The sequence below is a fragment of the Leifsonella bigeumensis genome, assembly GCF_039537265.1.
GTDB lineage: Bacteria > Actinomycetota > Actinomycetes > Actinomycetales > Microbacteriaceae > Terrimesophilobacter > Terrimesophilobacter bigeumensis.
In genome coordinates this window covers 1,124,641-1,146,561 of the sequence record NZ_BAABAE010000003.1, presented here as the reverse complement: position 1 = coordinate 1,146,561, position 21,921 = coordinate 1,124,641, and the positions used below count along the sequence as shown (strand labels likewise).

At 67.0% G+C, this 21,921-nt stretch carries 18 protein-coding genes and 1 tRNA gene; 14 read left to right on the top strand and 5 right to left on the bottom strand.

The features are described from left to right. Positions 1-19: 19 nt before the first annotated feature. From ABD678_RS10690 to ABD678_RS10680, 3 genes are all read right to left on the bottom strand, one after another. Positions 20-589, bottom strand: coding sequence for a DapH/DapD/GlmU-related protein (locus tag ABD678_RS10690; protein WP_344756462.1), 570 nt, complete (start codon positions 587-589; stop codon positions 20-22). 48 nt (positions 590-637) lie between these two features. Continuing rightward, positions 638-1,657, bottom strand: a complete 1,020-nt coding sequence (locus tag ABD678_RS10685; protein ID WP_344756460.1) for a zinc-dependent alcohol dehydrogenase family protein — start codon at positions 1,655-1,657, stop codon at positions 638-640. Between the two features lie 39 nt (positions 1,658-1,696). Then, positions 1,697-1,779: transfer RNA gene (locus ABD678_RS10680), tRNA-Leu, on the bottom strand. A 71-nt stretch (positions 1,780-1,850) separates the two neighbouring features. Here ABD678_RS10680 and ABD678_RS10675 point away from each other — a divergent pair. After that, the gene (locus tag ABD678_RS10675; protein WP_344756458.1) at positions 1,851-2,459 is read left to right on the top strand and encodes an ANTAR domain-containing response regulator; all 609 of its coding nucleotides are present in this window, start codon (positions 1,851-1,853) and stop codon (positions 2,457-2,459) included. A 5-nt stretch (positions 2,460-2,464) separates the two neighbouring features. Here ABD678_RS10675 and ABD678_RS10670 read toward each other — a convergent pair whose 3' ends face one another. Then, on the bottom strand, positions 2,465-2,869 hold the full coding sequence (locus ABD678_RS10670) for a PaaI family thioesterase (protein WP_344756456.1): 405 nt from the start codon (positions 2,867-2,869) through the stop codon (positions 2,465-2,467). A 52-nt stretch (positions 2,870-2,921) separates the two neighbouring features. On the opposite strand from ABD678_RS10670, the gene polA reads away from it, so the two are divergent. From polA to rpsA, 6 genes are all read left to right on the top strand, one after another. Next, positions 2,922-5,585: a DNA polymerase I gene (polA, locus tag ABD678_RS10665; RefSeq protein ID WP_344756454.1), complete on the top strand. Its 2,664-nt coding sequence runs from the start codon at positions 2,922-2,924 to the stop codon at positions 5,583-5,585. Positions 5,586-5,631: 46 nt separating this feature from the next. Next, positions 5,632-7,335: a DUF885 domain-containing protein gene (locus ABD678_RS10660; RefSeq protein ID WP_344756453.1), complete on the top strand. Its 1,704-nt coding sequence runs from the start codon at positions 5,632-5,634 to the stop codon at positions 7,333-7,335. A gap of 13 nt (positions 7,336-7,348) precedes the next feature. After that, entirely contained in the window at positions 7,349-7,975 is a 627-nt protein-coding gene (locus tag ABD678_RS10655) for a DUF4166 domain-containing protein (RefSeq protein WP_344756451.1), read from the top strand. Continuing rightward, entirely contained in the window at positions 7,972-8,919 is a 948-nt protein-coding gene (locus ABD678_RS10650) for an epimerase (RefSeq protein WP_344756449.1), read from the top strand. The genes ABD678_RS10655 and ABD678_RS10650 overlap by 4 nt, the downstream gene beginning before the upstream one ends. Position 8,920: 1 nt before the next feature. Beyond that, the gene (locus ABD678_RS10645) at positions 8,921-9,322 is read left to right on the top strand and encodes a VOC family protein (RefSeq protein ID WP_344756447.1); all 402 of its coding nucleotides are present in this window, start codon (positions 8,921-8,923) and stop codon (positions 9,320-9,322) included. 147 nt (positions 9,323-9,469) lie between these two features. Continuing rightward, entirely contained in the window at positions 9,470-10,915 is a 1,446-nt protein-coding gene (gene rpsA / locus ABD678_RS10640) for a 30S ribosomal protein S1 (protein WP_344756445.1), read from the top strand. A gap of 51 nt (positions 10,916-10,966) precedes the next feature. On the opposite strand, the gene ABD678_RS10635 is transcribed toward rpsA, so the two are convergent. Next, positions 10,967-11,557, bottom strand: coding sequence for a DUF4126 domain-containing protein (locus tag ABD678_RS10635; protein WP_344756443.1), 591 nt, complete (start codon positions 11,555-11,557; stop codon positions 10,967-10,969). Positions 11,558-11,599: 42 nt separating this feature from the next. Here ABD678_RS10635 and coaE point away from each other — a divergent pair, with 42 nt between their 5' ends. The 7 genes from coaE (at position 11,600) to ABD678_RS10600 (ending at position 21,913) form a co-directional block, all read left to right on the top strand. Next, entirely contained in the window at positions 11,600-12,256 is a 657-nt protein-coding gene (gene coaE, locus ABD678_RS10630; protein ID WP_344756441.1) for a dephospho-CoA kinase, read from the top strand. A 28-nt stretch (positions 12,257-12,284) separates the two neighbouring features. Continuing rightward, on the top strand, positions 12,285-14,348 hold the full coding sequence (uvrB, locus tag ABD678_RS10625) for an excinuclease ABC subunit UvrB (protein WP_344756439.1): 2,064 nt from the start codon (positions 12,285-12,287) through the stop codon (positions 14,346-14,348). A gap of 118 nt (positions 14,349-14,466) precedes the next feature. Beyond that, positions 14,467-17,349: an excinuclease ABC subunit UvrA gene (gene uvrA, locus ABD678_RS10620; RefSeq protein WP_344757170.1), complete on the top strand. Its 2,883-nt coding sequence runs from the start codon at positions 14,467-14,469 to the stop codon at positions 17,347-17,349. Further along, positions 17,346-19,268, top strand: coding sequence for an excinuclease ABC subunit UvrC (gene uvrC / locus ABD678_RS10615; protein ID WP_344756437.1), 1,923 nt, complete (start codon positions 17,346-17,348; stop codon positions 19,266-19,268). Before uvrA ends, uvrC begins: the two co-directional genes overlap by 4 nt. Positions 19,269-19,330: 62 nt before the next feature. Then, positions 19,331-20,206, top strand: a complete 876-nt coding sequence (gene rapZ, locus ABD678_RS10610; RefSeq protein WP_344756435.1) for an RNase adapter RapZ — start codon at positions 19,331-19,333, stop codon at positions 20,204-20,206. Between the two features lie 13 nt (positions 20,207-20,219). Next, positions 20,220-21,197 carry a DNA-binding protein WhiA gene (whiA, locus tag ABD678_RS10605; RefSeq protein WP_344756433.1) on the top strand — a complete coding sequence of 326 codons (978 nt, stop codon included), beginning with the start codon at positions 20,220-20,222 and terminating at the stop codon, positions 21,195-21,197. Positions 21,198-21,286: 89 nt separating this feature from the next. Next, positions 21,287-21,913, top strand: a complete 627-nt coding sequence (locus ABD678_RS10600; protein ID WP_344756431.1) for a superoxide dismutase — start codon at positions 21,287-21,289, stop codon at positions 21,911-21,913. The last annotated feature ends 8 nt before the right edge of the window (positions 21,914-21,921 follow it).

Sequence of the window (21,921 nt, the reverse complement as noted above, 5' to 3'; positions counted from 1 at the left end):
CGGCCCGAATCAGTGCGGTTCAGTCGGTAAGCGACCGCACCACTCGTGCGGGTGAGCCCACAACGATGGTGTTTTCCGGTACGTCTTTTGTGACGACGGATGCCGCCGCGACGACGGCGTTGTCGCCTATCGTCACGCCCGACAGAATGGTCGCGTTGGATCCGATCCACACGTTGCGACCGATGATGATGGGCGCCGGATGCATGTCCTTGCGTTTCGTGGGATCGAGCTCGTGGTTGAGGGTGGCGAACACGGTGTTGTGCCCAATCAGACAGTCGTCGCCGATCGTGACACCGCCCTGGTCCTGAAACGTGCACCCTGCGTTGATGAAAATCCGCTCCCCGAGGGTGAGGTTCTTCCCGAAGTCCGAGTAAAGCGGTGGGAACACCGTCACAGATTCGTGCACCGGCTTGCCGGTCAGGTGCCCCAGCAGCTGCCGGACTTCGCCTGGGTCGTGATATCCGCTGTTGAGTTCACCGGTGACGCGCAGGGCATCCTGACTGACCCGGTGCATGACCGTGTGCAGTGGTGAGTTCCCGGTGATGGTCTGGCCGTCGTTCAGCGCCGCAAGGAGGTCGTCGAGTTCCATGGTGTCCCGTCTTCATTGTGCTATCCCGAAGCATGGATGCTGAATGCTTCAGGGCTGGAGCAGCACCTTGATGGCCCGGCGCTCGTCCATGGCCCGGTAGGCCTCAGCAGCGTCCTCCAGTGGGAGGGTGAGGTCGAAGACCTTGCCGGGGTCGATTCTGCGATCCCAGATGAGTTGGATCAGCTCGGGCAGGAACCGGCGAACCGGGGCAGGGCCACCGTGCAGGTGCACGCCGGAGAAGAACAGCTCCCGGCCGGGCAATTGCACATCGTGTGAGACGCCGACGTAGCCGACGTGTCCACCCGGGCGGGTAGATCGAATCGCCTGCATCATCGACTCCTGCGTGCCGACCGCCTCGATCACGGAGTGGGCGCCGAGTCCGCCGGTGAGTTCCTTGATGCGGGCTACTCCCGCATCGCCGCGCTCTTCGACGATGTCGGTGGCGCCGAATTCGCGGGCGAGGTCCTGCCGATCGGCGTGGCGCGACATGGCGATGATCCGTTCGGCGCCGAAGTGTTTGGCGGAGAGGACGCCGAGCAGTCCGACGGCGCCGTCACCGACGACGGCGACCGTCTTTCCGGGGCCCACCTCGGCGGCGACCGCAGCAAACCACCCGGTGCCCAGCACATCCGAGGCGGCCAGCAAGGACGGTATCAGCTCTGGAGCGGGCTGGCCCGGGGTCGCGACGAGGGTGCCGTCGGCCAGGGGGATGCGAGCCCGCTCGGCCTGGGTGCCGATCCTGCCCATGCTTTCGACGTGGACACACCGGGACTGGTACCCGGCCTGGCAGATCTCACAGGTGTTGTCCGACGCCATGAACGAGCCGGCCACGAAGTCACCGGGCTTGACGGTCTTCACCTCGGCGCCGACCGCTTCGACGACGCCGACGTACTCGTGGCCCATCGGTGCGTCGGTCGCGTCGTCGATACCGCGGTAGGGCCAGAGGTCTGACCCGCAGACGCAGGCGGCGGTGACGCGGATGATCGCATCCGTGGGCTGGACGATCTGCGGGTCTTCGCGATCGACGACACGAACGTCTCCGGGCGCGTGCATGACGACTCCGCGCATGACTGTGGCCTCCTCACACTGTGCCGATGGTGATTTCTGTGCCGGTGGTGGGACTTGAACCCACACGCCCTTTCGAGCAAAGCATTTTGAGTGCTCCGCGTCTGCCATTCCGCCACACCGGCGCACAGTAGCCGAAGCTCAGGTTACCGTACGCGCTGGTTACCGTCCGCGCTGGGTACCGTAGGATTTGAGGGTGACTGACCAGGAAAGTGCCCCCACAGCTCCGCGTCGCGTCGTCGTGGCCGAGGATGAGTCGCTCATCCGGCTCGACATCGTCGAGACCCTGCGCGACAACGGATTCGACGTGGTCGGCGAGGCGGGCGACGGTGAGACCGCGGTCGCTCTCGCCACCGAGCTCAAGCCGGACCTCGTCATCATGGACGTCAAGATGCCGAAGCTCGACGGGATCTCCGCGGCTGAGCAGCTCAGCAAGAACCACATCGCGCCGGTCGTGCTGCTCACCGCCTTCAGCCAGAAGGAGCTCGTCGAGCGCGCGACAGAGGCCGGCGCCCTCGCCTACGTGGTCAAGCCGTTCACCCCGAACGACCTTCTGCCGGCGATCGAGATCGCCCTCGCCCGCTACGCCCAGATCGTGACCCTCGAGGCCGAGGTCTCGGATCTCGTCGAGCGTTTCGAGACCCGCAAGATCGTCGACCGCGCCAAGGGCCTCCTCAACGAGAAGATGGGGCTCACCGAGCCGGAGGCGTTCCGCTGGATCCAGAAGGCATCCATGGACCGCCGCCTCACGATGCACGACGTCGCGGTCGCCATCATCGACCAATTGGCGCCGAAGAAGAGCTAGCCGCGCTACGCGTCCCGCAGCAGGTTCGTCATCCGCACCGTCGAGAGGCGGTTGCCCTCGTCGTCGGTCATGACGATCTCGTGCACCGTGAGGGTTCGGCCGAGACTGATCGCGGTGCAGGTTCCGGTGACCCAGCCGCTCGTCACAGAGCGGGAGTGGCTCGCGCTGATCTCGATGCCGACGGCGTAGCGACCGGGGCCGGCGTGCACGTGCGCGGACATCGACCCGAGCGACTCCGCGAGTACGAGGTGCGCCCCGCCATGCAGGATGCCGTAGGGCTGCGTGTTGCCCTCCACCGGCATCCGGGCGACCGAGCGCTCGGGGCTCACCTCGACGATCTCGATGCCCATCTTCCGACCGAGATCGCCGGCGGGAGCTTCCGGGTCGACGTTGATACTGGGGATGCTCATGAGGCGGAAATCCTTGAGTCTCGTGTCAGCGGCGGCGGCTAGGCTGACTCTCGTGTCGGACAACGAAAAGCCTACCCTCATGGTCATCGACGGCCATTCGCTCGCTTTCCGGGCGTTCTACGCGCTCCCGGTCGACAGTTTCATGAACCGCGAGGGGCAGCACACCAACGCCATCCACGGCTTCATCGCGATGCTCATCAACCTGCTGCAGAACGAGAAGCCGACGCACCTCGTCGTCGCCTTCGACATCTCGCGGTACTCGTTCCGCACCCGTGAGTACCCCGAGTACAAGGGCACGCGCGCCGAGACGCCGCCCGAGTTCATCGGCCAGGTGCCGCTTCTCGAAGAGGCACTGAAGGCGATGGGCATCGCGACGATCAGCAAGGAGGACTTCGAGGCCGACGACATCCTCGCGACTCTCTCCGTGCAGGGCGCCGAGCAGGGTTTCAAGGTGTACGTCGTCTCGGGCGACCGGGACAGCATCCAGCTCGTCAACGACGACGTCACCCTGCTCTATCCGAACGTGCGCGGGGTCTCCGAGCTCAAGCGCTACGACCCTGCGGCGGTATACGAGCGGTACGGGATCCGGCCGGAGCAGTACCCGGACATCGCCGCCCTCGTCGGCGAGACGAGCGACAACCTCGTGGGTATCGACAAGGTGGGGGAGAAGACCGCCGTCAAGTGGGTGCTCGAGTACGGCGGGCTCGACGGCATCCTGGAGCACGCCGAGGAGATCAAGGGAGTCGTCGGCGAGAAGCTGCGCGAGCAGAAGGAGCGGGCCATCCGCAACCGCCGGCTCAACCGGCTCGTCACGGATGTCGACCTGCCGGCGGGACCGAAGGATCTCGAGCGGCGGCCCATCGACACGGCCGCGGTGCGCGAGGTGTTCGACAAGCTGCAGTTCCGCACGCTTCTCGACCGGGTGCTCAAGATCGCTGCGGCGGAGTCCGGCGGCGAGGTCGCGGCCGCTCCGGAGTCCTCCACGGCGGAGCCGCCGGTCAAGAAGCTCGTCGACGAGGAGCTCGCGAAGTGGATCGGCGCCGCCACGAAAGCCGGCGCACCCCTCGGGCTCATCGTCGAGACCACCGACGGTGCGCTCTCCGGGCTCGGGATCGCCACGAGCGAGGACACCGCCTATGTGCCGTGGGGCGCTCACCGGCCCGACTACGCCGCCCTCGAGGCCTGGCTCGCGAGCGACGCGCCCAAGCATCTCTTCGACTCGAAACGCGCGTTCAAGAGGCTCTCGACGGAGGGCATCGCGCTCGGCGGCATCGCCTTCGACACCTCGATCGCGGCGTGGCTGCTCAAGCCCGGCGGCAAGGTCGAGTCGCTCGCGGATCAGGTCTACACCCATCTCGGCGAGACGGTCGCCGTCGCGGACCAGGATCAGCTCGTCCCGGAGAACGAGGGGCTGAGCCCGGCAACGGAGGCCTGGTACGTCCTGCGGGTGGCAGAGGAGCTCGCCGCCCGGCTGAGCGATGGCTCCCGGAAGGTGCTCGACGAGATCGAGCTCCCGCTCGTTCCGGTGCTCGCCCGCATCGAACTCGACGGCGTCGCGGTGGATGCCGGCGCCCTGGAGAAGCTCAACAAGCGCCTGACCGAGCGCGCAGCGGGTATCGCGTCGAACGCCTACGAGGTCCTCGGCCGCGAGGTGAACCTCGGATCGCCCAAGCAGCTGCAGCAGGTGCTCTTCGAGGAGCTCGGGATGCCGAAGACCCGTGCGACCAAGACCGGCTACTCCACGGATGCCGCGGCCCTCGCCGACCTGCAGGAACAGCTGCCGGAGCCGCACCCGTTCCTCGACCTGCTCCTGCAGCACCGCGACGCGACCAAGCTCAAGCAGATGATCGAGACGCTCGAGCGGGAGATCGGTCCTGACGGCCGCATCCACACCACCTACGGGCAGGTCGGGACGAGCACCGGGCGCATTTCGTCCAATGACCCCAACCTGCAGAACATCCCGGTCAAGACCGCAGAGGGACGGGAGATCCGCGCCGCCTTCCAGACCGGCGAGGGCTACGAGACGCTGCTCACGGCCGACTATTCGCAGATCGAGATGCGCATCATGGCGCACCTCTCCGGCGATGCGGGACTCATCGAGGCCTTCAATGCCGGAGAGGACCTGCACCGTTTCGTCGGAGCCAGGATCTTCGGCGTCGACCCCTCCGAGGTGACGCCCATCATGCGCACCAAGGTCAAGGCGATGTCCTACGGCCTCGCCTACGGGCTCAGCGCCTTCGGCCTTTCGAAGCAGCTGCGCATCGACGTCGCCGAGGCCAAGCAGCTCATGGTCGACTACTTCGCGCGCTTCGGCGCGGTGCGCGACTACCTGCGCAATGTCGTCGCCCAGGCGAAGATCGACGGCTACACCGAGACCATCTTCGGGAGGCGGCGTCCCTTCGGCGACCTCAACTCCAACAACCGCGTGCTGCGGGAGAACGCCGAACGGCAGGCGCTCAACGCGCCCATCCAGGGTTCGGCGGCCGACATCATCAAGATCGCGATGCTCGGGGTGGCCTCCGACCTGAGCGCACAGGGGCTGGGATCCAGGATGCTCCTGCAGGTGCACGACGAGCTCGTCTTCGAGGTCGCCCCGGGAGAACTCGAGACTCTCACCGCGATCGTGCGTGATCGGATGGGCCACGCCGCCGACCTCACGGTCCCGCTCGACGTGCAGGTCGGCACCGGGCCCAACTGGGATGCCGCTGCGCATTGACGGGTTGCCGTTCCCTCGGAATGCCCCGCGTTACTAAGCTCAAACCATGACTGCTGACACCGCTTCAAGTACAGGCGCCCACGAGGCCCGCACCCCAACCCCCATCGATGCTATCGCCGAGGAGTGGGTCACCACCCTCGCCGACCTCGAGCCCAGCATCGCCGTCTGGATCGGTATCCCCGGTCGTTACGAGGAGTACGGCGACCAGTCGCCGGCCGGCCACGAACGACTCATCGCCGAGTCGAAGAAGGTGCTCGCGAAGCTCGAGAAGGCCAGTCCCGTCGACGACGTCGATGAGGTGACCAAGACCGACATGACCAACGAGTTCACCCTCGACCTCGAAGCATCCGACGCCGGGCTCTGGAAGCGCGACCTCAACGTCATCGCCTCGCCGGCCCAGCAGATCCGCGACATCTTCGACCTCATGGCGCACGACACGGTCGAGGACTGGACCACCCTTGCCGGCCGTCTCGGCAACCTCCCGGGGGCCGTCGACGGCTACATCGAGACCCTGCGACTCGGAATCAAGGACGGGACGGTTCCCGCACGCCGCCAGGTCGGCGAGGTGCTCGAGCAGGCACGCAAGCATGCCGCCAGGGATGGCTTCTTCTTCGCCTTCACCGAGGGCGCGGCGACCGGGGACGGTACCGAACTGCCCGACTCGCTCAAGGCCGACCTGCGGAAGGGCGCTGAGGCCTCCGCTGCCGCCTACCAGAAGCTCGCCGACTTCTTCGAGAACGAGCTGGGACCCGCGGCGACCGAGACCGACGGCGTCGGCCGGGAGTTGTACGCGCTCCAGTCCCGCCGCTTCCTGGGTGCGAAGATCGACCTCGATGAGACCTACGAGTGGGGCATCGAGGAGCTCGCGCGCATGGTCGAGGAGCAGACGCGTATCGCCGGGGAGATCAAGCCGGGCGCGACGGTCGAGGAGGCCATCGCCATCCTCGAAGCCGATGAGAGCCGCAAGCTCCACGGCACCGATGCCCTCCAGAAGTGGATGCAGAAGCTGAGCGACACCGCCGTCGCCGAGCTCTCCAAGTCCCACTTCGACATCCCCGACCCGGTGAAGAAGCTCGAGTGCATGATCGCCCCCACCCAGGAGGGCGGCATCTACTACACGAGCCCGAGCGACGACTTCTCGCGTGCCGGCAGGATGTGGTGGTCGGTGCCGGAGGGCGTCACGGAGTTCGACACCTGGCGCGAGACCACGACCGTGTACCACGAGGGTGTTCCCGGCCACCACCTGCAGCTCGGCCAGGCCGTCTACAACCGCGCCAAGCTCAACACCTGGCGACGCCAACTGGCCGGTACGAGCGGCCACGCCGAGGGCTGGGCGCTCTACGCCGAACGCCTCATGGAGGAACTCGGCTACCTCGACGACCCGGCCGACCGGCTCGGCATGCTGGACGGCCAGCGGATGCGCGCCGCGCGCGTCGTGCTCGACATCGGCGTGCACCTCGGCAAGAAGCGGCTCGACGGTAGTGGCGTGTGGGACTACGACTACGCCTTCGACTTCATGAAGAAGAACGTCAACATGAACGAGCCCTTCATCAAGTTCGAGGTCAACCGGTACTTCGGCTGGCCGGGCCAGGCGCCCGCCTACAAGGTCGGCCAGCGCATCTGGGAGCAGCTGCGCGACGAGGTCAGGGCGCGCGAGGGGGCGTCCTTCGACATCAAGGAGTTCCACCGCAGGGCTCTCGACCTGGGCGGCGTCGGCCTCGACACCCTCAAGGCCGCGTTGCTCAAGTAGCAGGTCCGATTCCGTGTCGCCGGCGCAGTCTCCTTACGAGGCGGCGCTCGGCGACCGGTTCGGGTTGTTGCATCCACGCGTGCGCAGCTACTTCTCGGCGATCCCGTCCGGTCGTGTCGGCGTCGGCGAGGGGGTGTTCGATACGGTCGGCACTCCGAGGGCCTGGCTGCGGCCGTTCATCCGCCTGCTCGCCGACCCGGACGTCCTGTTCCCGGTCTGGGAGCGCGACGTGTCGTTCACAGTCGTCAATAGTCCCGTGCAGGATGCCGGTCGACCGGCGGTCGCCGGGGAGAGGACCTTCCGCCTGTCCGCGGGAGACCGCACGATGCGCGACCTCATCGTCGCGACCCCCGCCGGTCTCGTCGACATCCTCGGTGCTCGCCGGCGGTTCCGCGCGCTCTTCGCCGCCCGGGTCGTCGACGGCGGGTTGTGGCTCGAGTCGACCCGTGTGGCCGTGCGGATACGTTCCCGGTATGTGGTCATCCCAGGCCCCATTGCGCCACGGGTGCGCCTCACCGAACGCTTCTCGGAGTCCGATGACCGGCAACACGTGGAGGTCACGGTGACCCTTCCCCTCATCGGTAGGGTCTATGAGTATGCGGGGTCGTTCCGCTATGAACTGGGGGATCGAGCAGCATGAGGGTCGTCATCGCCGGGGCGAGCGGCTTCATGGGCGGCTACTTCACCGCGAAGCTGCGCGAGCAGGGCCACGAGGTCGCACACATCGGGCGTTCGACGCCCGTGCACTGGGGACAGACGGCGGCGATGGCCGACCTCCTCGAGGGCGCGGATCTCCTCCTGAACCTGGCCGGGAAGAGCGTCAACTGCCGCTACGGGCCGCGCAATCGTGCCGAGATCCGGCGTTCGCGGGTCGAGACGACGCGCGAGCTGGCGGATGCCGTGCGCGCGTGCGAGCATCCGCCAGCCCTGTGGATCAACTCCTCGACCGCGACGATCTACCGGCACGCCGAGGACCGGCCGATGACGGAGGCCACGGGGGAGCTCGGCGAGGGGTTCTCCGTCGAGGTCGCGAAGGCCTGGGAGGAGGCGTTCTTCGACGGCGACCTGCCCGGCACGCGTCGAGTCGCGTTGCGCACCGCGATCGTGCTCGGTGACGGCGGCGCGCTGCTGCCGATGCTGCGGCTGGCCAGGTTCGGGCTCGGCGGTCCGCAGGTCGACGGGCACTGGTTCGGAACGAGGTCCAGGCGCGCGGCAGGCGTGTTTCACGAGTTCCACGCGCGGGGCGGCCGCCAGAAGTTCTCCTGGGTTCACGTCGGCGATGTGCTGCGCATCATCCTGTTCCTGGCTGAGCATCCTGAGCTCGACGGCGTGGTCAACGTCGTCTCGCCGAATCCGGTCGACAACCGCACACTCATGCGCACGATCCGGAAGGTGCTCGGTGTCCCGCTCGGCCTGCCGGCCTTCCGCTGGATGACCGAGTTGGGGGCGATCGCGATCCGCACCGAGACCGAGCTCATCCTCAAGAGCCGCTGGGTCCTGCCGGACCGGTTGTCGGTGGCCGGCTTTAGGTTCGAGTATCCGCAACTCGAAGGAGCAGTGCGGCAGATCGTGGATGGAGAGTGAGATGGCGGTTCGCTGGTACAGCATCGTGGTCGACAGCAAGGATGTCGCGGCTCAGGGCCGCTGGTGGGCCGAGGTGCTCGATTGGCGCGTCGTCTATGAAGCCGAGGACGAGGTCGTCATCGTACCGCCGCGTGCCCTCGAGGAACGTGCGACGGAGATCCCGCTCGACGAGCAGGGGCCAGGGCTCGTCTTCGTCACCGTGCCCGAGGGCAAGACGGTCAAGAACCGGCTCCATATCGACCTGGCGCCCGGCCCTGACGACGACCACGCCGCCGAGGTCGCGAGGCTGGAGGGCATGGGAGCCAGGCGAGTCAACGTGGGCCAGGACGAGTCGGTCGTTCCCTGGGTGGTCATGGCCGACCCGGAGGGCAATGAGTTCTGCGTGCTCACGCCGCGCGGCTGACGTTGGCACCGCAACCCCAGGCACGCTAGGCTGGAATGTCACGTCTGTGCGATCACAGGCATGACGTCCTATCCGCCTGCCACGGCGAAAATCACACCGCAACACCTCACCGTGGCCTGATCATGTCCCTACTGGAGCAACAACTACATGACAACCGCAACGACCGCAGGCCCCAAGCAGGTCGCCATCAACGACATCGGATCTGCTGAAGATTTTCTCGCCGCGGTCGAAAAGACCCTGAAGTTCTTCAACGACGGCGACCTCATCGAGGGCACCGTCGTCAAGATCGATCGTGACGAGGTGCTCCTCGACGTCGGCTACAAGACCGAGGGCGTCATCCCCTCCCGTGAACTCTCCATCAAGCACGACGTGGACCCCGAAGAGGTCGTCCAGGTCGGTGATACGGTCGAGGCCCTGGTTCTCCAGAAGGAGGACAAGGAAGGCCGGCTCATCCTGTCCAAGAAGCGCGCGCAGTACGAGCGCGCGTGGGGCGACGTCGAGAAGATCAAGGATGACGACGGTGTCGTCACCGGCACGGTCATCGAGGTCGTCAAGGGCGGGCTCATCGTCGACATCGGCCTGCGTGGATTCCTCCCGGCGTCGCTCATCGAGCTTCGCCGCGTCCGCGACCTCACCCCGTACCTCGGCCAGGAGATCGAGGCGAAGATCCTCGAGCTCGACAAGAACCGCAACAACGTCGTGCTCTCCCGTCGCGCACTGCTCGAGCAGACGCAGAGCGAGAGTCGCAGCTCGTTCCTCGGGAACCTCGCCAAGGGCCAGGTCCGCAAGGGCGTCGTGTCCTCGATCGTCAACTTCGGCGCCTTCGTCGACCTCGGCGGCGTGGACGGGCTCGTGCACGTCTCCGAGCTCAGCTGGAAGCACATCGAGCACGCGAGCGAGGTCGTCGAGGTGGGCCAGGAGGTCACCGTCGAGATCCTCGAGGTGGACCTGGACCGCGAGCGCGTCTCGCTCTCGCTCAAGGCCACCCAGGAAGACCCGTGGCAGCTGTTCGCCCGCACCCACGCGATCGGCCAGGTCGCGCCGGGCAAGGTCACCAAGCTGGTCCCGTTCGGCGCCTTCGTGCGCGTCGCGGACGGCATCGAGGGCCTCGTGCACATCTCGGAGCTCTCCGGCAAGCACGTCGAGCTCGCCGAGCAGGTCGTCTCCGTCGGAGACGAGGTGTTCGTCAAGGTCATCGACATCGACCTCGAGCGTCGCCGCATCTCGCTGAGCCTGAAGCAGGCCAACGAGGGCGTGGACCCGGACGGCACCGAGTTCGACCCGGCGCTCTACGGGATGCTCACCGAGTACGACGAGCAGGGCAACTACAAGTACCCTGACGGCTTCGACCCGGAGACCAACGAGTGGAAGGAAGGCTTCGAGGCCCAGCGCGAGAAGTGGGAGCTGGACTATGCGGCTGCCCAGGCTCGCTGGGAGGCGCACAAGAAGCAGGTCGCCGCGGCGGCCGAGGAGGGCATCGGAGACGCTCCGGCTGCCGGATCGTCCTTCTCGGGAGAGTCGAGCTCTGCGGGCACCCTCGCCGATGACGAGTCGCTCGCGGCGCTTCGCGAGAAGCTCTCCAGCAACTCTTAGAAGTCCGGCGACTCCCGATCGCTCACTAGTACGACCAGGCGGTCGGTCCCATCATGGGGCCGGCCGTTTGCGTCGCGTCCAGCGTCGGAGAATCCACCATGCGAGCCACACCACGATGGGGATGACCAGGAGGATGAGGATCGGGATGAGCAGGGCCAGCAGAGTGACGGCGACGCTGCCGACATCCTCTGCTGCGCTCACGACCGGGGTCGCCGTACCGACGGTGACGGCATTGATCACCGGCCGGGAGGCCGCCTTCGTGAGATGGACGACGAGGGCGATGGCGGCACCGAGCACGAGCGGAACCCATTGGTTGGAGGAGAAGAACGCCGCCGGGTCGCTGACGACGCTCGTCGTGGCGGTCGACCCGGAGGCGAAGGCGAGACCCCCGGCCGTGGGTCGCATGATCGTCTGCAGCCAATCGTTGACGCTGTCGACGATGGGGATCTTGTCGGCCACGATCTCGATGACGAGGAGGATCGCGAGGATGCCGAGCGCCCAGGGGTTCTCCAGCCAGGTCCAGCCCGCCGGCAGGTCGACGAAGTCGAGGAAGCGGCCGGCCAGCCCGAGGGCCAGCAGCGGGACGTAGGCGTTGAGCCCGGCGGAGATCGCCAGGCCGGTACCGGTGAGGAACTCGAGCATCGCGCCCCTTTCCCGATCGTGCGGCCAAGCTAGCATGAGCAGGTGTACCTCATCGGGCTGACGGGCGGAATAGCGTCAGGGAAGTCGGTCGTCGCCCGGCGGCTCGCCGAGCACGGCGCGGTGCATATCGACGCCGACGAGCTCTCCCGTCTCGTCGTCGAACCGGGGGAGCCTGCACTCGACGAGATCGCCCGCGAGTTCGGCACCGGGCCGGATGGTTCCGGGGTCATCGACGCCGATGGCCGGCTCGACCGGGCGGCCCTCGCCGCGATCATCTTCGTCGACCCCGAACGCAGGGCAGTGCTCAACGCCATCGTCCACCCCGCGGTCAAAGCGCGGGCACGGGAGATCATGGATGCGGCCTCGGCCGCCGATCCGGATGCCGTGGTCGTCTATGACGTGCCGCTCCTCATCGAGGCCGGTGTCGACGCGGAGCACGCCTTCGACCTCGTGGTCGTCGTCAACGCGAGCACGGAGGAGCGCATCCGGCGGCTCGTCGAACTGAGGGGTCTGACCCGCGAGGAGGCGGTGCACCGGTTGAACTCCCAGGTGAGCGACACCGAGCGGCTCGCCATCGCCGACGTTGTGATCGACAGCAACGGAACCCTCCACCAGACGATCCGGCAGGCGGACGCGCTCTGGGAGCGCATCCGCCGTTCCGCGAGCAATCGTTCCGCCGCAAGCAAACAGGCCGACTAGCGTCGGTGGGGGTGCTTAGGCTGGAGTAATGCAGCCCACGCGTGCCGTCCGCCCCTTCGAGGTCGTGAGCGAGTACGTCCCGAGCGGCGACCAGCCCGCCGCGATCGCCGAGCTCGCCGCCCGCATCAACGCGGGGGAGACGGATGTCGTGCTGCTCGGCGCGACCGGAACCGGCAAGTCCGCGACGACGGCCTGGCTCATCGAGCAGGTGCAACGACCGACCCTCGTGCTCTCGCACAACAAGACGCTCGCCGCGCAGCTCGCGAACGAGTTCCGCGAGCTCATGCCCAACAATGCGGTCGAGTACTTCGTCTCCTACTACGACTACTACCAGCCCGAGGCCTACGTGCCGCAGACCGACACCTTCATCGAGAAGGACAGTTCGATCAACGCCGAGGTCGAGCGGCTCCGGCACTCCACGACGAACTCGCTCCTGAGCCGCCGCGATGTCGTCGTCGTGTCCACCGTCTCCTGCATCTACGGCCTCGGTGCCGCCGAGGAGTACCTCGGCGCCATGGTCGCGCTGCAGGTGGGCCAGGAGATCCCGCGCGACCAGCTCATCCGCCGGCTCGTCGCGATGCAGTACCAGCGCAACGACGTCGACTTCACGCGCGGCAAGTTCCGGGTGCGAGGCGACACGATCGAGATCATCCCGGTGTACGAGGAGCACGCCATCCGCATCGAGATGTTCGGGAACGAGATCGAAGCGCTCTACTCCCTCCATCCGCTCACCGGCGACGTCCTCAACACGATGGACGCCGTCTCGCTCTTCCCGGCGACGCACTACGCGGCGAGCCCGGCGACGATGAAGCGTGCGATCGGGACGATTCGCGAGGAGCTGGCCGACCGGCTCGCCGAGCTGGAGCGCCAGGGCAAGCTTCTCGAAGCGCAGCGGCTCCGGATGCGCACGACCTTCGATCTCGAGATGATGGAGCAGATCGGCTTCTGCAGCGGCATCGAGAACTACTCCCGCCATATCGACGGGCGCAGCGCAGGGGAGCCGCCGAACTGCCTGCTCGACTACTTCCCAGAGGACTTCCTCGTCGTCATCGACGAGTCGCACGTGACCGTGCCGCAGATCGGCGCGATGTACGAAGGCGACGCGAGCCGCAAGCGCACTCTCGTCGAGCACGGCTTCCGGCTGCCGAGCGCCCTCGACAACCGGCCGCTCACCTGGAACGAGTTCCTCGAGCGCGTCGGCCAGAAGGTGTACCTCTCCGCCACGCCCGGCCGTTACGAGCTCGGCATTACCGACAGCATCGTCGAGCAGGTCATCCGCCCGACCGGCCTCATCGACCCGAAGATCGTCGTCAAGCCCAGCAAGGGGCAGATCGACGACCTGCTCGAGGAGATCCGGCTGCGTGCCGAGCGCAACGAGCGCGTGCTCGTCACGACGCTCACCAAGCGGATGGCCGAGGAACTCACCGACTACTTCACCGAGGCCGGCGTCCGGGTGCGCTACCTGCACTCGGATGTCGACACCCTGCGCAGGGTCGAACTGCTGACCGAGCTGCGGCAGGGCGTCTACGACGTGCTCGTCGGCATCAACCTGCTGCGGGAGGGCCTCGACCTGCCGGAGGTCTCGCTCGTGTCGATCCTCGATGCCGACAAGGAGGGATTCCTGCGCTCCTCGACCTCTCTCATCCAGACGATCGGCCGTGCTGCCCGCAACGTCTCCGGTGAGGTGCACATGTACGCCGACGTGCTCACCGATTCGATGAAGCAGGCCATCGACGAGACCAACCGGCGCCGCGAGAAGCAGGTGGCCTACAACGTCGCCAACGGGATCGATCCGACTCCGCTGCGCAAACGCATCGCCGACATCACCGATGTGCTCGCCCGCGAGGACGCCGACACCGAGCGGTTCCTGGCCGGTCGCGACGGCAAGAAGCGCGCCCCGACGCCCGCGCTGCGGACCACCGGGCTCGCCGCGAGCGGAGCGAACGACCTCGAGGCGATCATCCGGGACCTCAACGGCCAGATGCTGCAGGCGGCGGGGGAGCTCAAGTTCGAACTCGCTGCCCGCCTCCGCGACGAGGTCGCCGACCTCAAGAAGGAGTTGCGGCAGATGGAAGCGGCCGGGCATCTCTGATGGCGGGCTGTTCGGGGGCCCGCTCGATGTCGGTGGCCTCGGTAGAATGGCTAGAGTGTCCATGCCCCACCTGAGTGCCGTCCCGCGGCCTGAATCCGAGGGCCTCGAGGAGTCGGCGATGCTCGCGACGATCGCCGGTCGGTCGGTCGGCCACGGAGTGCTGAGTGTTCGCGGTGCGCGGGTGCACAACCTCAAGAACCTCGACCTCGAGATCCCGCGCGATTCGCTCGTCGTGTTCACCGGGCTCTCCGGCTCCGGCAAGTCGAGCCTCGCCTTCGACACGATCTTCGCCGAGGGCCAGCGGCGATACGTCGAGTCGCTCTCCGCCTACGCGCGGCAGTTCCTCGGCCAGGTCGACCGGCCGGATGTCGACTTCATCGAGGGTCTGAGCCCCGCCGTCTCGATCGACCAGAAGTCCACCAACCGCAACCCGCGTTCGACGGTCGGCACGATCACCGAGATCTACGACTACATGCGGCTGCTGTGGGCGCGCATCGGCATCCCGCACTGTGCGGTGTGCGGTGAGCGCATCGAGCGTCAGACCGTGCAGCAGATCGCCGACCAGCTCATGGAACTCGCGCCCGGAACCCGGTACCAGGTCGTCAGCCCGGTCGTCTCGCAGAAGAAGGGCGAGTTCGTCGACCTGTTCAAAGAGCTCGCCGCGAGTGGGTACTCCCGCGCACTCGTCGACGGCGAACCCGTCCAGCTGAGCGCTCCGCCGACCCTCAAGAAGCAGTACAAGCACGACATCGCGGTCATCGTGGACCGTCTCGTGGCGGCCGACGACATCCTCACCCGCCTCACCGACTCGCTCGAGACGGCGCTGCGGCTCACGGACGGGCTCGTGTCGATCAATTTCGTCGACGAATCAGGGGCGGGTGCCTGGCGCAGCTTCTCCGAGAAGCTCTCCTGCCCAAACGGCCACCCCGTGCAGCTCACCGAGATCGAGCCGAGGACCTTCTCCTTCAACGCGCCGTTCGGAGCCTGCCCGGAATGCTCGGGCCTCGGCACCCGGATGTCGGTCGACGCCGAACTGCTGCTTGGAGACCCGTCACTGAGTCTCGCGGAGGGCGTCATCCTGCCCTGGACGCAGTCCGGCAAGGGACTCTTCAACTATTTCCAGCGACTGCTCGAGGGTCTCGCGGCCGACCTGGACTTCTCGCTCGACACCCCGTGGTCAGAGCTCTCCGACGAGGTGCGGGAGGCGGTGCTTCGCGGCAACGACTTCAAGGTCACGGTCAAGTGGAAGAACCGCTTCGGCCGGGAGATGAAGTACTCCACCGGGTTCGAGGGCGTCATGCCCTACATCGAGCGCAAATACCACGAGGCGGAAACCGACTCCGCGCGGCAGCGTTGGGCGAACTACCTGCGGGAGATCCCCTGTGCGGTCTGCGAGGGAAGACGACTCAAGCCCGAGGTGCTCGCGGTGACCGTCGGGGGGCACAGTATCGCCGCCGTCTCCGACCTGAGCCTCGAGGACTCGTTCGCCTTCATGAACGACGTCGAGCTGGATGCGCGGGAGGCGAAGATCGCCGCGGCCGTACTGCGAGAGATCCGGGCGCGACTCGAATTCCTCCTCGAAGTGGGGCTCGGCTATCTCAACCTCGCGCGCGCCGCGGGCTCGTTGTCCGGGGGAGAGGCCCAGCGCATCCGCCTCGCCACCCAGATCGGATCGGGCCTCACGGGTGTGCTCTACGTGCTCGACGAGCCGAGCATCGGACTTCACCAGCGCGACAACCGCAGGCTCATCGAGACGCTTGTGAAGCTCCGTGACCTCGGCAACACGCTCATCGTCGTCGAGCACGACGAAGACACCATCAGGACCGCCGACTGGCTCGTCGACATCGGTCCTGGCGCAGGTGAGCACGGGGGAGAGGTCGTCCACTCCGGGGGCTACGACGAGCTCCTCGTCAATACCCGGTCGATCACCGGCGACTACCTCGCCGGGCGTCGAAGCATCGAGACGCCGAAGAAACGCCGGCCGATCGACACCGATCGCATCCTCACCGTCGAGGGCGCGCGAGCGAACAACCTCAAGGACATCACCGTCGGGTTCCCGCTCGGCACTTTCGTCTCCGTCACCGGGGTGAGCGGCTCCGGCAAGTCCTCGCTCGTCAACGACATCCTGTACCGGTCGCTGGCGAACCAGCTGAACGGTGCCAGGCAGATCCCCGGGCGCCACACGAGGATCACCGGACTCGACAACCTCGACAAGGTCGTGCACGTCGACCAGGCGCCCATCGGCCGCACCCCGCGATCCAACCCGGCGACCTACACGGGTGTGTTCGACCGCATCCGCACACTCTTCTCGGAGACGGCCGAGGCGAAGGCACGCGGCTATCTGCCCGGCCGGTTCAGCTTCAACGTCAAGGGCGGCCGCTGCGAGAACTGCTCCGGCGACGGAACGATCACGATCGAGATGAACTTCCTGCCGGACGTCTACGTCGTGTGCGAGGTCTGCGGCGGTGCGCGTTACAACCGCGACACCCTCGCGGTGCACTACAAGGGTAAGAACATCGCCCAGGTGCTCGACATGCCGATCAGCGAGGCCGCGGAGTTCTTCGAGGCGATCAGCGGCATCCACCGCTACCTCAAGACCCTCGAGGAGGTCGGGCTCGGCTACGTGCGCCTCGGCCAGAGTGCGACGACGCTCTCCGGCGGCGAGGCGCAGCGGGTCAAGCTCGCGACGGAGTTGCAACGGCGATCGATGGGTCGCAGCATCTATGTGCTCGACGAGCCGACGACGGGACTCCACTTCGAGGATGTCCGCAAACTGCTCCTCGTCCTGAACGGCCTCGTCGAGAAGGGCAACACCGTCATCGTCATCGAGCACAACCTCGACGTCATCAAGTCCGCTGACTGGATCATCGACCTCGGTCCGGAGGGCGGTGCCGGCGGCGGACAGGTGGTCGCCGAGGGGACGCCGGAGCAACTCGCGAAGTCGAAGACCAGTCACACCGGCCGCTTCCTCAAGGAAGTCCTCACCCACCCGCGGTCATGACCGACACGGTTGCCTATCGGCCGAAAGCGGGGGAGATCCCGACCTCGCCGGGGGTGTACCGATTCCGGGACAAGGCCGGGCGCATCCTCTACGTGGGGAAGGCGAAGAACCTCAGGGCGAGGTTGAGCAACTACTTCGCACCGCTCACGAGCCTTCACGAGCGCACCCGGCGGATGGTGACGACCGCGAGCTCGGTCGAGTGGACGGTCGTCGGCAGCGAGTTCGAGGCGCTCCAGCTCGAGTTCAGCTGGATCAAGGAGTTCAACCCGCCGTTCAACGTGCAGTTCCGGGACGACAAGTCCTACCCGTACCTCGCGATCACCCTGGCCGACGACGTGCCGCGGGTACTCGTCACCCGCAACCGCAAGATCGCCGGGGCCCGCTACTTCGGGCCGTACACCAAGGTCTGGGCGATCCGGGAGACGCTCGACCTGCTGCTGCGGGTGTTCCCGATGCGCAGTTGCTCGGACTCGGTCTACCGTCGGGCCGAGCAGACCGGGCGTCCATGCCTGCTCGGTGAGATCGGCAAGTGCGCTGCGCCCTGCGTCGGGCGCATCAGCAAGGAGGACCACAAGTCGATCGCCCTCGACTACGCCTCGTTCATGGCCGGCAACGACTCGAAGTTCGTGGCCGACCTCTCCCAGCGCATGAAGGATGCCGCCGAGCGCCAGGATTACGAGTCGGCCGCGAAGCTCCGTGACCAGCTCGCCGCGATCGAGACGGTCCTGTCGAAGAACACCGTCGTGCTTCCCGACACGGTCGACGGTGACCTGTTCGGGATCGCCCACGACGAGTTGGCCGCCGCCGTGCAGCAGTTCTCGGTGCGCGGAGGGCGCATCCGGGGTGTACGCAGCTGGGTCGTCGACAAGGAACTCGACCTGGGCCTCCCCGAGCTCGTCGAGACCGTCGTGCACAACGCCTACGAGCAGGGCAGCACGGAAGCCGTTCCGCCCAGGCTCGTCGTCGTTCCGGTGCTCCCCGAGGATGCCGCGGAGCTTGAGCGGCTCCTCACCGAGCTGCGTTCTGAGCGCGGCAGATCGGGCAGGGTCACCATCCGCGTCGCCAGGCGTGGCGACCTCGCCCAGCTCTCCGAGACCGTCACGAGGAACGCGCTGAGCGCCCTCGCGAGCTACAAGACCCGGCGCAGCGGCGACTTCGTGGCGCGCTCCCAGGCGCTCTCCGACATCCAGGAGGCCCTCGGCATGACCGAAGCACCGCTGCGGATGGAGTGCTACGACGTCTCGCATCTCTCCGGCACGAACATCGTCGCCTCGATGGTCGTCTTCGAGGACGGCCTGCCGCGCAAGGACCAGTACCGGCGGTTCAGCATTCCGGACTCGACCGATGACACCGAGTCCATCTACCAGACGCTCTCGCGCAGGCTTGCGAGACTGGATGACGAGCAGACCGTCCGCGCGTCGCAGGAGCAGGCCGAGCTCGAGGGCGCTGCGCCGCGCAAGCGTTTCGCCTACCGGCCGAACCTCCTCATCGTGGATGGCGGCCAGCCCCAGGTGCAGGCCGCGGCCCGTGCATTGCGCGATGCAGGCGTCGCGCCGGGCGGACCGGACGGGATCGCCCTGTGCGGCATCGCGAAGCGCCTCGAGGAGATCTGGCTGCCCGACTCGGACTTTCCGGTCATCCTGCCGCGGAACAGCGACGCCCTCTTCCTCTTCCAGCGCATCCGCGACGAAGCACACCGTTTCGCGATCGGCTTCCAGCGGCAGAAGCGCAGCAAGGACATCACCTCGGTGCTGTCGGAGATCCCCGGACTCGGGCCGGCGCGCGTGCGTGATCTTCTCCAGCACTTCGGGTCGGTCGCGCGGCTGCGTGCCGCCGACGCGGAGGCGATCGCCCAGGTACGCGGGATCGGTCCGGCGACGGCGGCCGCCGTGCACGAACATCTGCGGGGCGGGGAATGACTAGGCTTTGAGTCACGATCCGGTGCAGGAGATTGGCAGGCGAGCAGGGGCGTGATGCAGAGATGACGAGCGACAGCACTCGCCAGGAGGTGCTCGTCGTGACCGGGATGTCCGGTGCAGGGAGGTCGACCGTCGGGAACGCCCTCGAGGACCTCGGCTGGTATGTCGTCGACAACCTCCCACCCCAGATGATCCGTCCGCTCGTCGAACTCGCCGACAAGGCGGGGGGTACCATCCCGAAGATCGCCGCGATCACCGATGTGCGCGGCGGCCGCCTCTTCGCCGACCTGCAGGAGACCGTCGAGTCGCTGCGCGCCACCTCCGCCGTGCGCGTGCTCTTCCTCGAAGCCACCGACGACGCGCTCGTGCGACGCTTCGAGCAGGTGCGGCGCCCGCATCCGCTGCAGGGCGACGGGACACTCCTCGACGGCATCGGCGCAGAGCGCGCGAGGATGCTCGAGATGCGCGAGTCGAGCGACATCATCATCGACACCTCCGACCTCAACATCCACCAGTTGGCGACCAAGGTCTCCGAGATCTTCGCCGAGGAGGGGACCCCTGGGGTCCAGGTGACCGTCGTGAGCTTCGGATTCAAGTACGGGGTGCCGACGGATGCCGACCTCGTCGCCGATATGCGATTCCTCCCGAACCCGTTCTGGGTTCCGGAACTGCGCAACCTCGACGGCCTCGATCCGGTGGTGAGCGACTTCGTCCTCGACCAGGAGGGCGCACGGGAATTCGTGGACGCGTACGCCTCCGCACTGGAACCAGTGCTCGCCGGCTATCAGCGAGAGAACAAGCGGCATGCGACGATCGCGATCGGCTGCACAGGAGGCAAGCACCGCTCGGTGGCCGTCGCCGTGCAGCTGGCCACGATCATCCGCGGGCTCCCCGGTGTCGCTGTCAATGTCAAGCACCGGGATCTGGGCCGGGAATGAAGGGAACACGAGAGTGGCACTGACTGCAGACGTCAAGGAGGAGCTCGCGAAGGTCGAGTCGAGCAAGACGACCGTGCGTGCCGCGGAGCTCGCGACCATTCTGCGGTTCTCGGGCGGCCTCCACCTCATCTCCGGCCGTATCGCGGTCGAGTCGGAACTGGACACGGCGGAGATCGCACGCCGGGTCCGCAAGGACCTGCTCGAGTTGTACGGCGTCCGCAGTGAGCACTCGGTGATCTCCGCATCCGGCATCCGACGCTCGAGCCACTACCTCGTCAGGGTGCTCGACGGAGAGACGCTGGCCCGCCAGACCGGGCTGCTGGATGCTCGTCGCAGGCCGGTCCGGGGCCTGCCCAACAAGCTCACGACGGGGTCCTCGGATGAGCTCGCCGCCGTGTGGCGGGGTGCGTTCCTGGCTCGCGGCTCGCTCACCGATCCCGGCCGGTCGGCCGCACTCGAGATCACCTGCCCCGGAAACGAGTCGGCCATGGCACTCGTGGGGGCCGCGGGCAGGCTGAAGATCTCGGCGAAGGCGCGCGAGGTGCGCGGAGTGCACCGCGTCGTCATCCGCGACGGCGAGGCGATCAGCGCCATGCTCGTGCACATGGGTGCCGTGTCGACCGTCGTGAGCTGGGAGGAGCTGCGGCAGCGCCGCGAGGTGCGAGCCACCGCCAATCGGCTCGTCAACTTCGACGATGCGAACCTGCGGCGCAGTGCCCAGGCCGCCGTCGCCGCCTGCGCTCGTGTCGAGCGCGCGCTCGAGATCCTCGACGGCGACGTGCCAGATCACCTCAGGTACGCGGGGGAGCTCCGGCTGCGGTTCAGGGATGCCAGCCTCGACGAGCTCGGGCATCATGCCGAGCCGCCGATGACGAAGGATGCCGTGGCCGGTCGCATCCGCCGGCTGCTCGCCATGGCCGACAAGGTCGCCGTGGATCAGGGGATCCCCGGCACCGACGCGAACCTGCCGCCGGACTACGAGGACGCCTAGCGCCGAACCCGGAGACGCCGGCCCGGAACCTCGCACGCTGCGGCGATAGACTGGACAGGTCAACGAGAACGCTAGGAGATTCACTCATCATGGCTGACTACACCCTGCCCGATCTGGGCTACGACTTCGCTGCCCTCGAGCCGAACATCAGCGGCAGGATCATGGAGCTGCACCACGACAAGCACCACAAGGCCTATGTCGATGGCGCCAACACCGCTCTCGCGAAGCTCGCCGAAGCGCGCGACGCGAACGATTTCGGGAACATCAACAAGCTCCAGAAGGACCTCGCCTTCAACCTCGCGGGGCACGTCAACCACACGATCTTCTGGACGAACCTCTCCCCGGATGGTGGAGACAAGCCGACCGGGGACCTCGCCTCGGCGATCGACGACCAGTTCGGGTCCTTCGACAAGTTCGTCGCCCACTTCACGGCGGCGGCCGCCGGCATCCAGGGTTCAGGCTGGGGCGCGCTCGTCTGGGACTCGCTCGGCGAGAAGCTCCTCGTGCAGCAGTACTACGACCACCAGGGCAACTTCGCGACCGGCACCGTCCCGCTCCTCCTGCTCGACATGTGGGAGCACGCGTTCTACCTCGACTACGTCAACGTCAAGGCGGACTACATCAAGGCGTTCTGGAACATCGCCGATTGGGCGAACGTGCAGTCGCGATTCGAAACGGCGCGCAAGAAGACCTCCGGCCTGCTGGTACTGTCATAGCGGTCATC

What these genes read in the sequence shown, in the direction of transcription:
- ABD678_RS10685 (WP_344756460.1), bottom strand. Translation starts at nt 1,657, where the DNA reads ATGCGCGGAGTCGTCATGCACGCGCCCGGAGACGTTCGTGTCGTCGAT.
- ABD678_RS10635 (WP_344756443.1), bottom strand. Translation starts at nt 11,557, where the DNA reads ATGCTCGAGTTCCTCACCGGTACCGGCCTGGCGATCTCCGCCGGGCTC.
- uvrC (WP_344756437.1), top strand. Translation starts at nt 17,346, where the DNA reads ATGACCGACACGGTTGCCTATCGGCCGAAAGCGGGGGAGATCCCGACC.
- ABD678_RS10660 (WP_344756453.1), top strand. Translation starts at nt 5,632, where the DNA reads ATGACTGCTGACACCGCTTCAAGTACAGGCGCCCACGAGGCCCGCACC.
- rpsA (WP_344756445.1), top strand. Translation starts at nt 9,470, where the DNA reads ATGACAACCGCAACGACCGCAGGCCCCAAGCAGGTCGCCATCAACGAC.
- uvrA (WP_344757170.1), top strand. Translation starts at nt 14,467, where the DNA reads ATGCTCGCGACGATCGCCGGTCGGTCGGTCGGCCACGGAGTGCTGAGT.
- ABD678_RS10600 (WP_344756431.1), top strand. Translation starts at nt 21,287, where the DNA reads ATGGCTGACTACACCCTGCCCGATCTGGGCTACGACTTCGCTGCCCTC.
- ABD678_RS10650 (WP_344756449.1), top strand. Translation starts at nt 7,972, where the DNA reads ATGAGGGTCGTCATCGCCGGGGCGAGCGGCTTCATGGGCGGCTACTTC.
- ABD678_RS10690 (WP_344756462.1), bottom strand. Translation starts at nt 589, where the DNA reads ATGGAACTCGACGACCTCCTTGCGGCGCTGAACGACGGCCAGACCATC.
- ABD678_RS10645 (WP_344756447.1), top strand. Translation starts at nt 8,921, where the DNA reads ATGGCGGTTCGCTGGTACAGCATCGTGGTCGACAGCAAGGATGTCGCG.
- ABD678_RS10670 (WP_344756456.1), bottom strand. Translation starts at nt 2,869, where the DNA reads ATGAGCATCCCCAGTATCAACGTCGACCCGGAAGCTCCCGCCGGCGAT.
- rapZ (WP_344756435.1), top strand. Translation starts at nt 19,331, where the DNA reads ATGACGAGCGACAGCACTCGCCAGGAGGTGCTCGTCGTGACCGGGATG.
- uvrB (WP_344756439.1), top strand. Translation starts at nt 12,285, where the DNA reads ATGCAGCCCACGCGTGCCGTCCGCCCCTTCGAGGTCGTGAGCGAGTAC.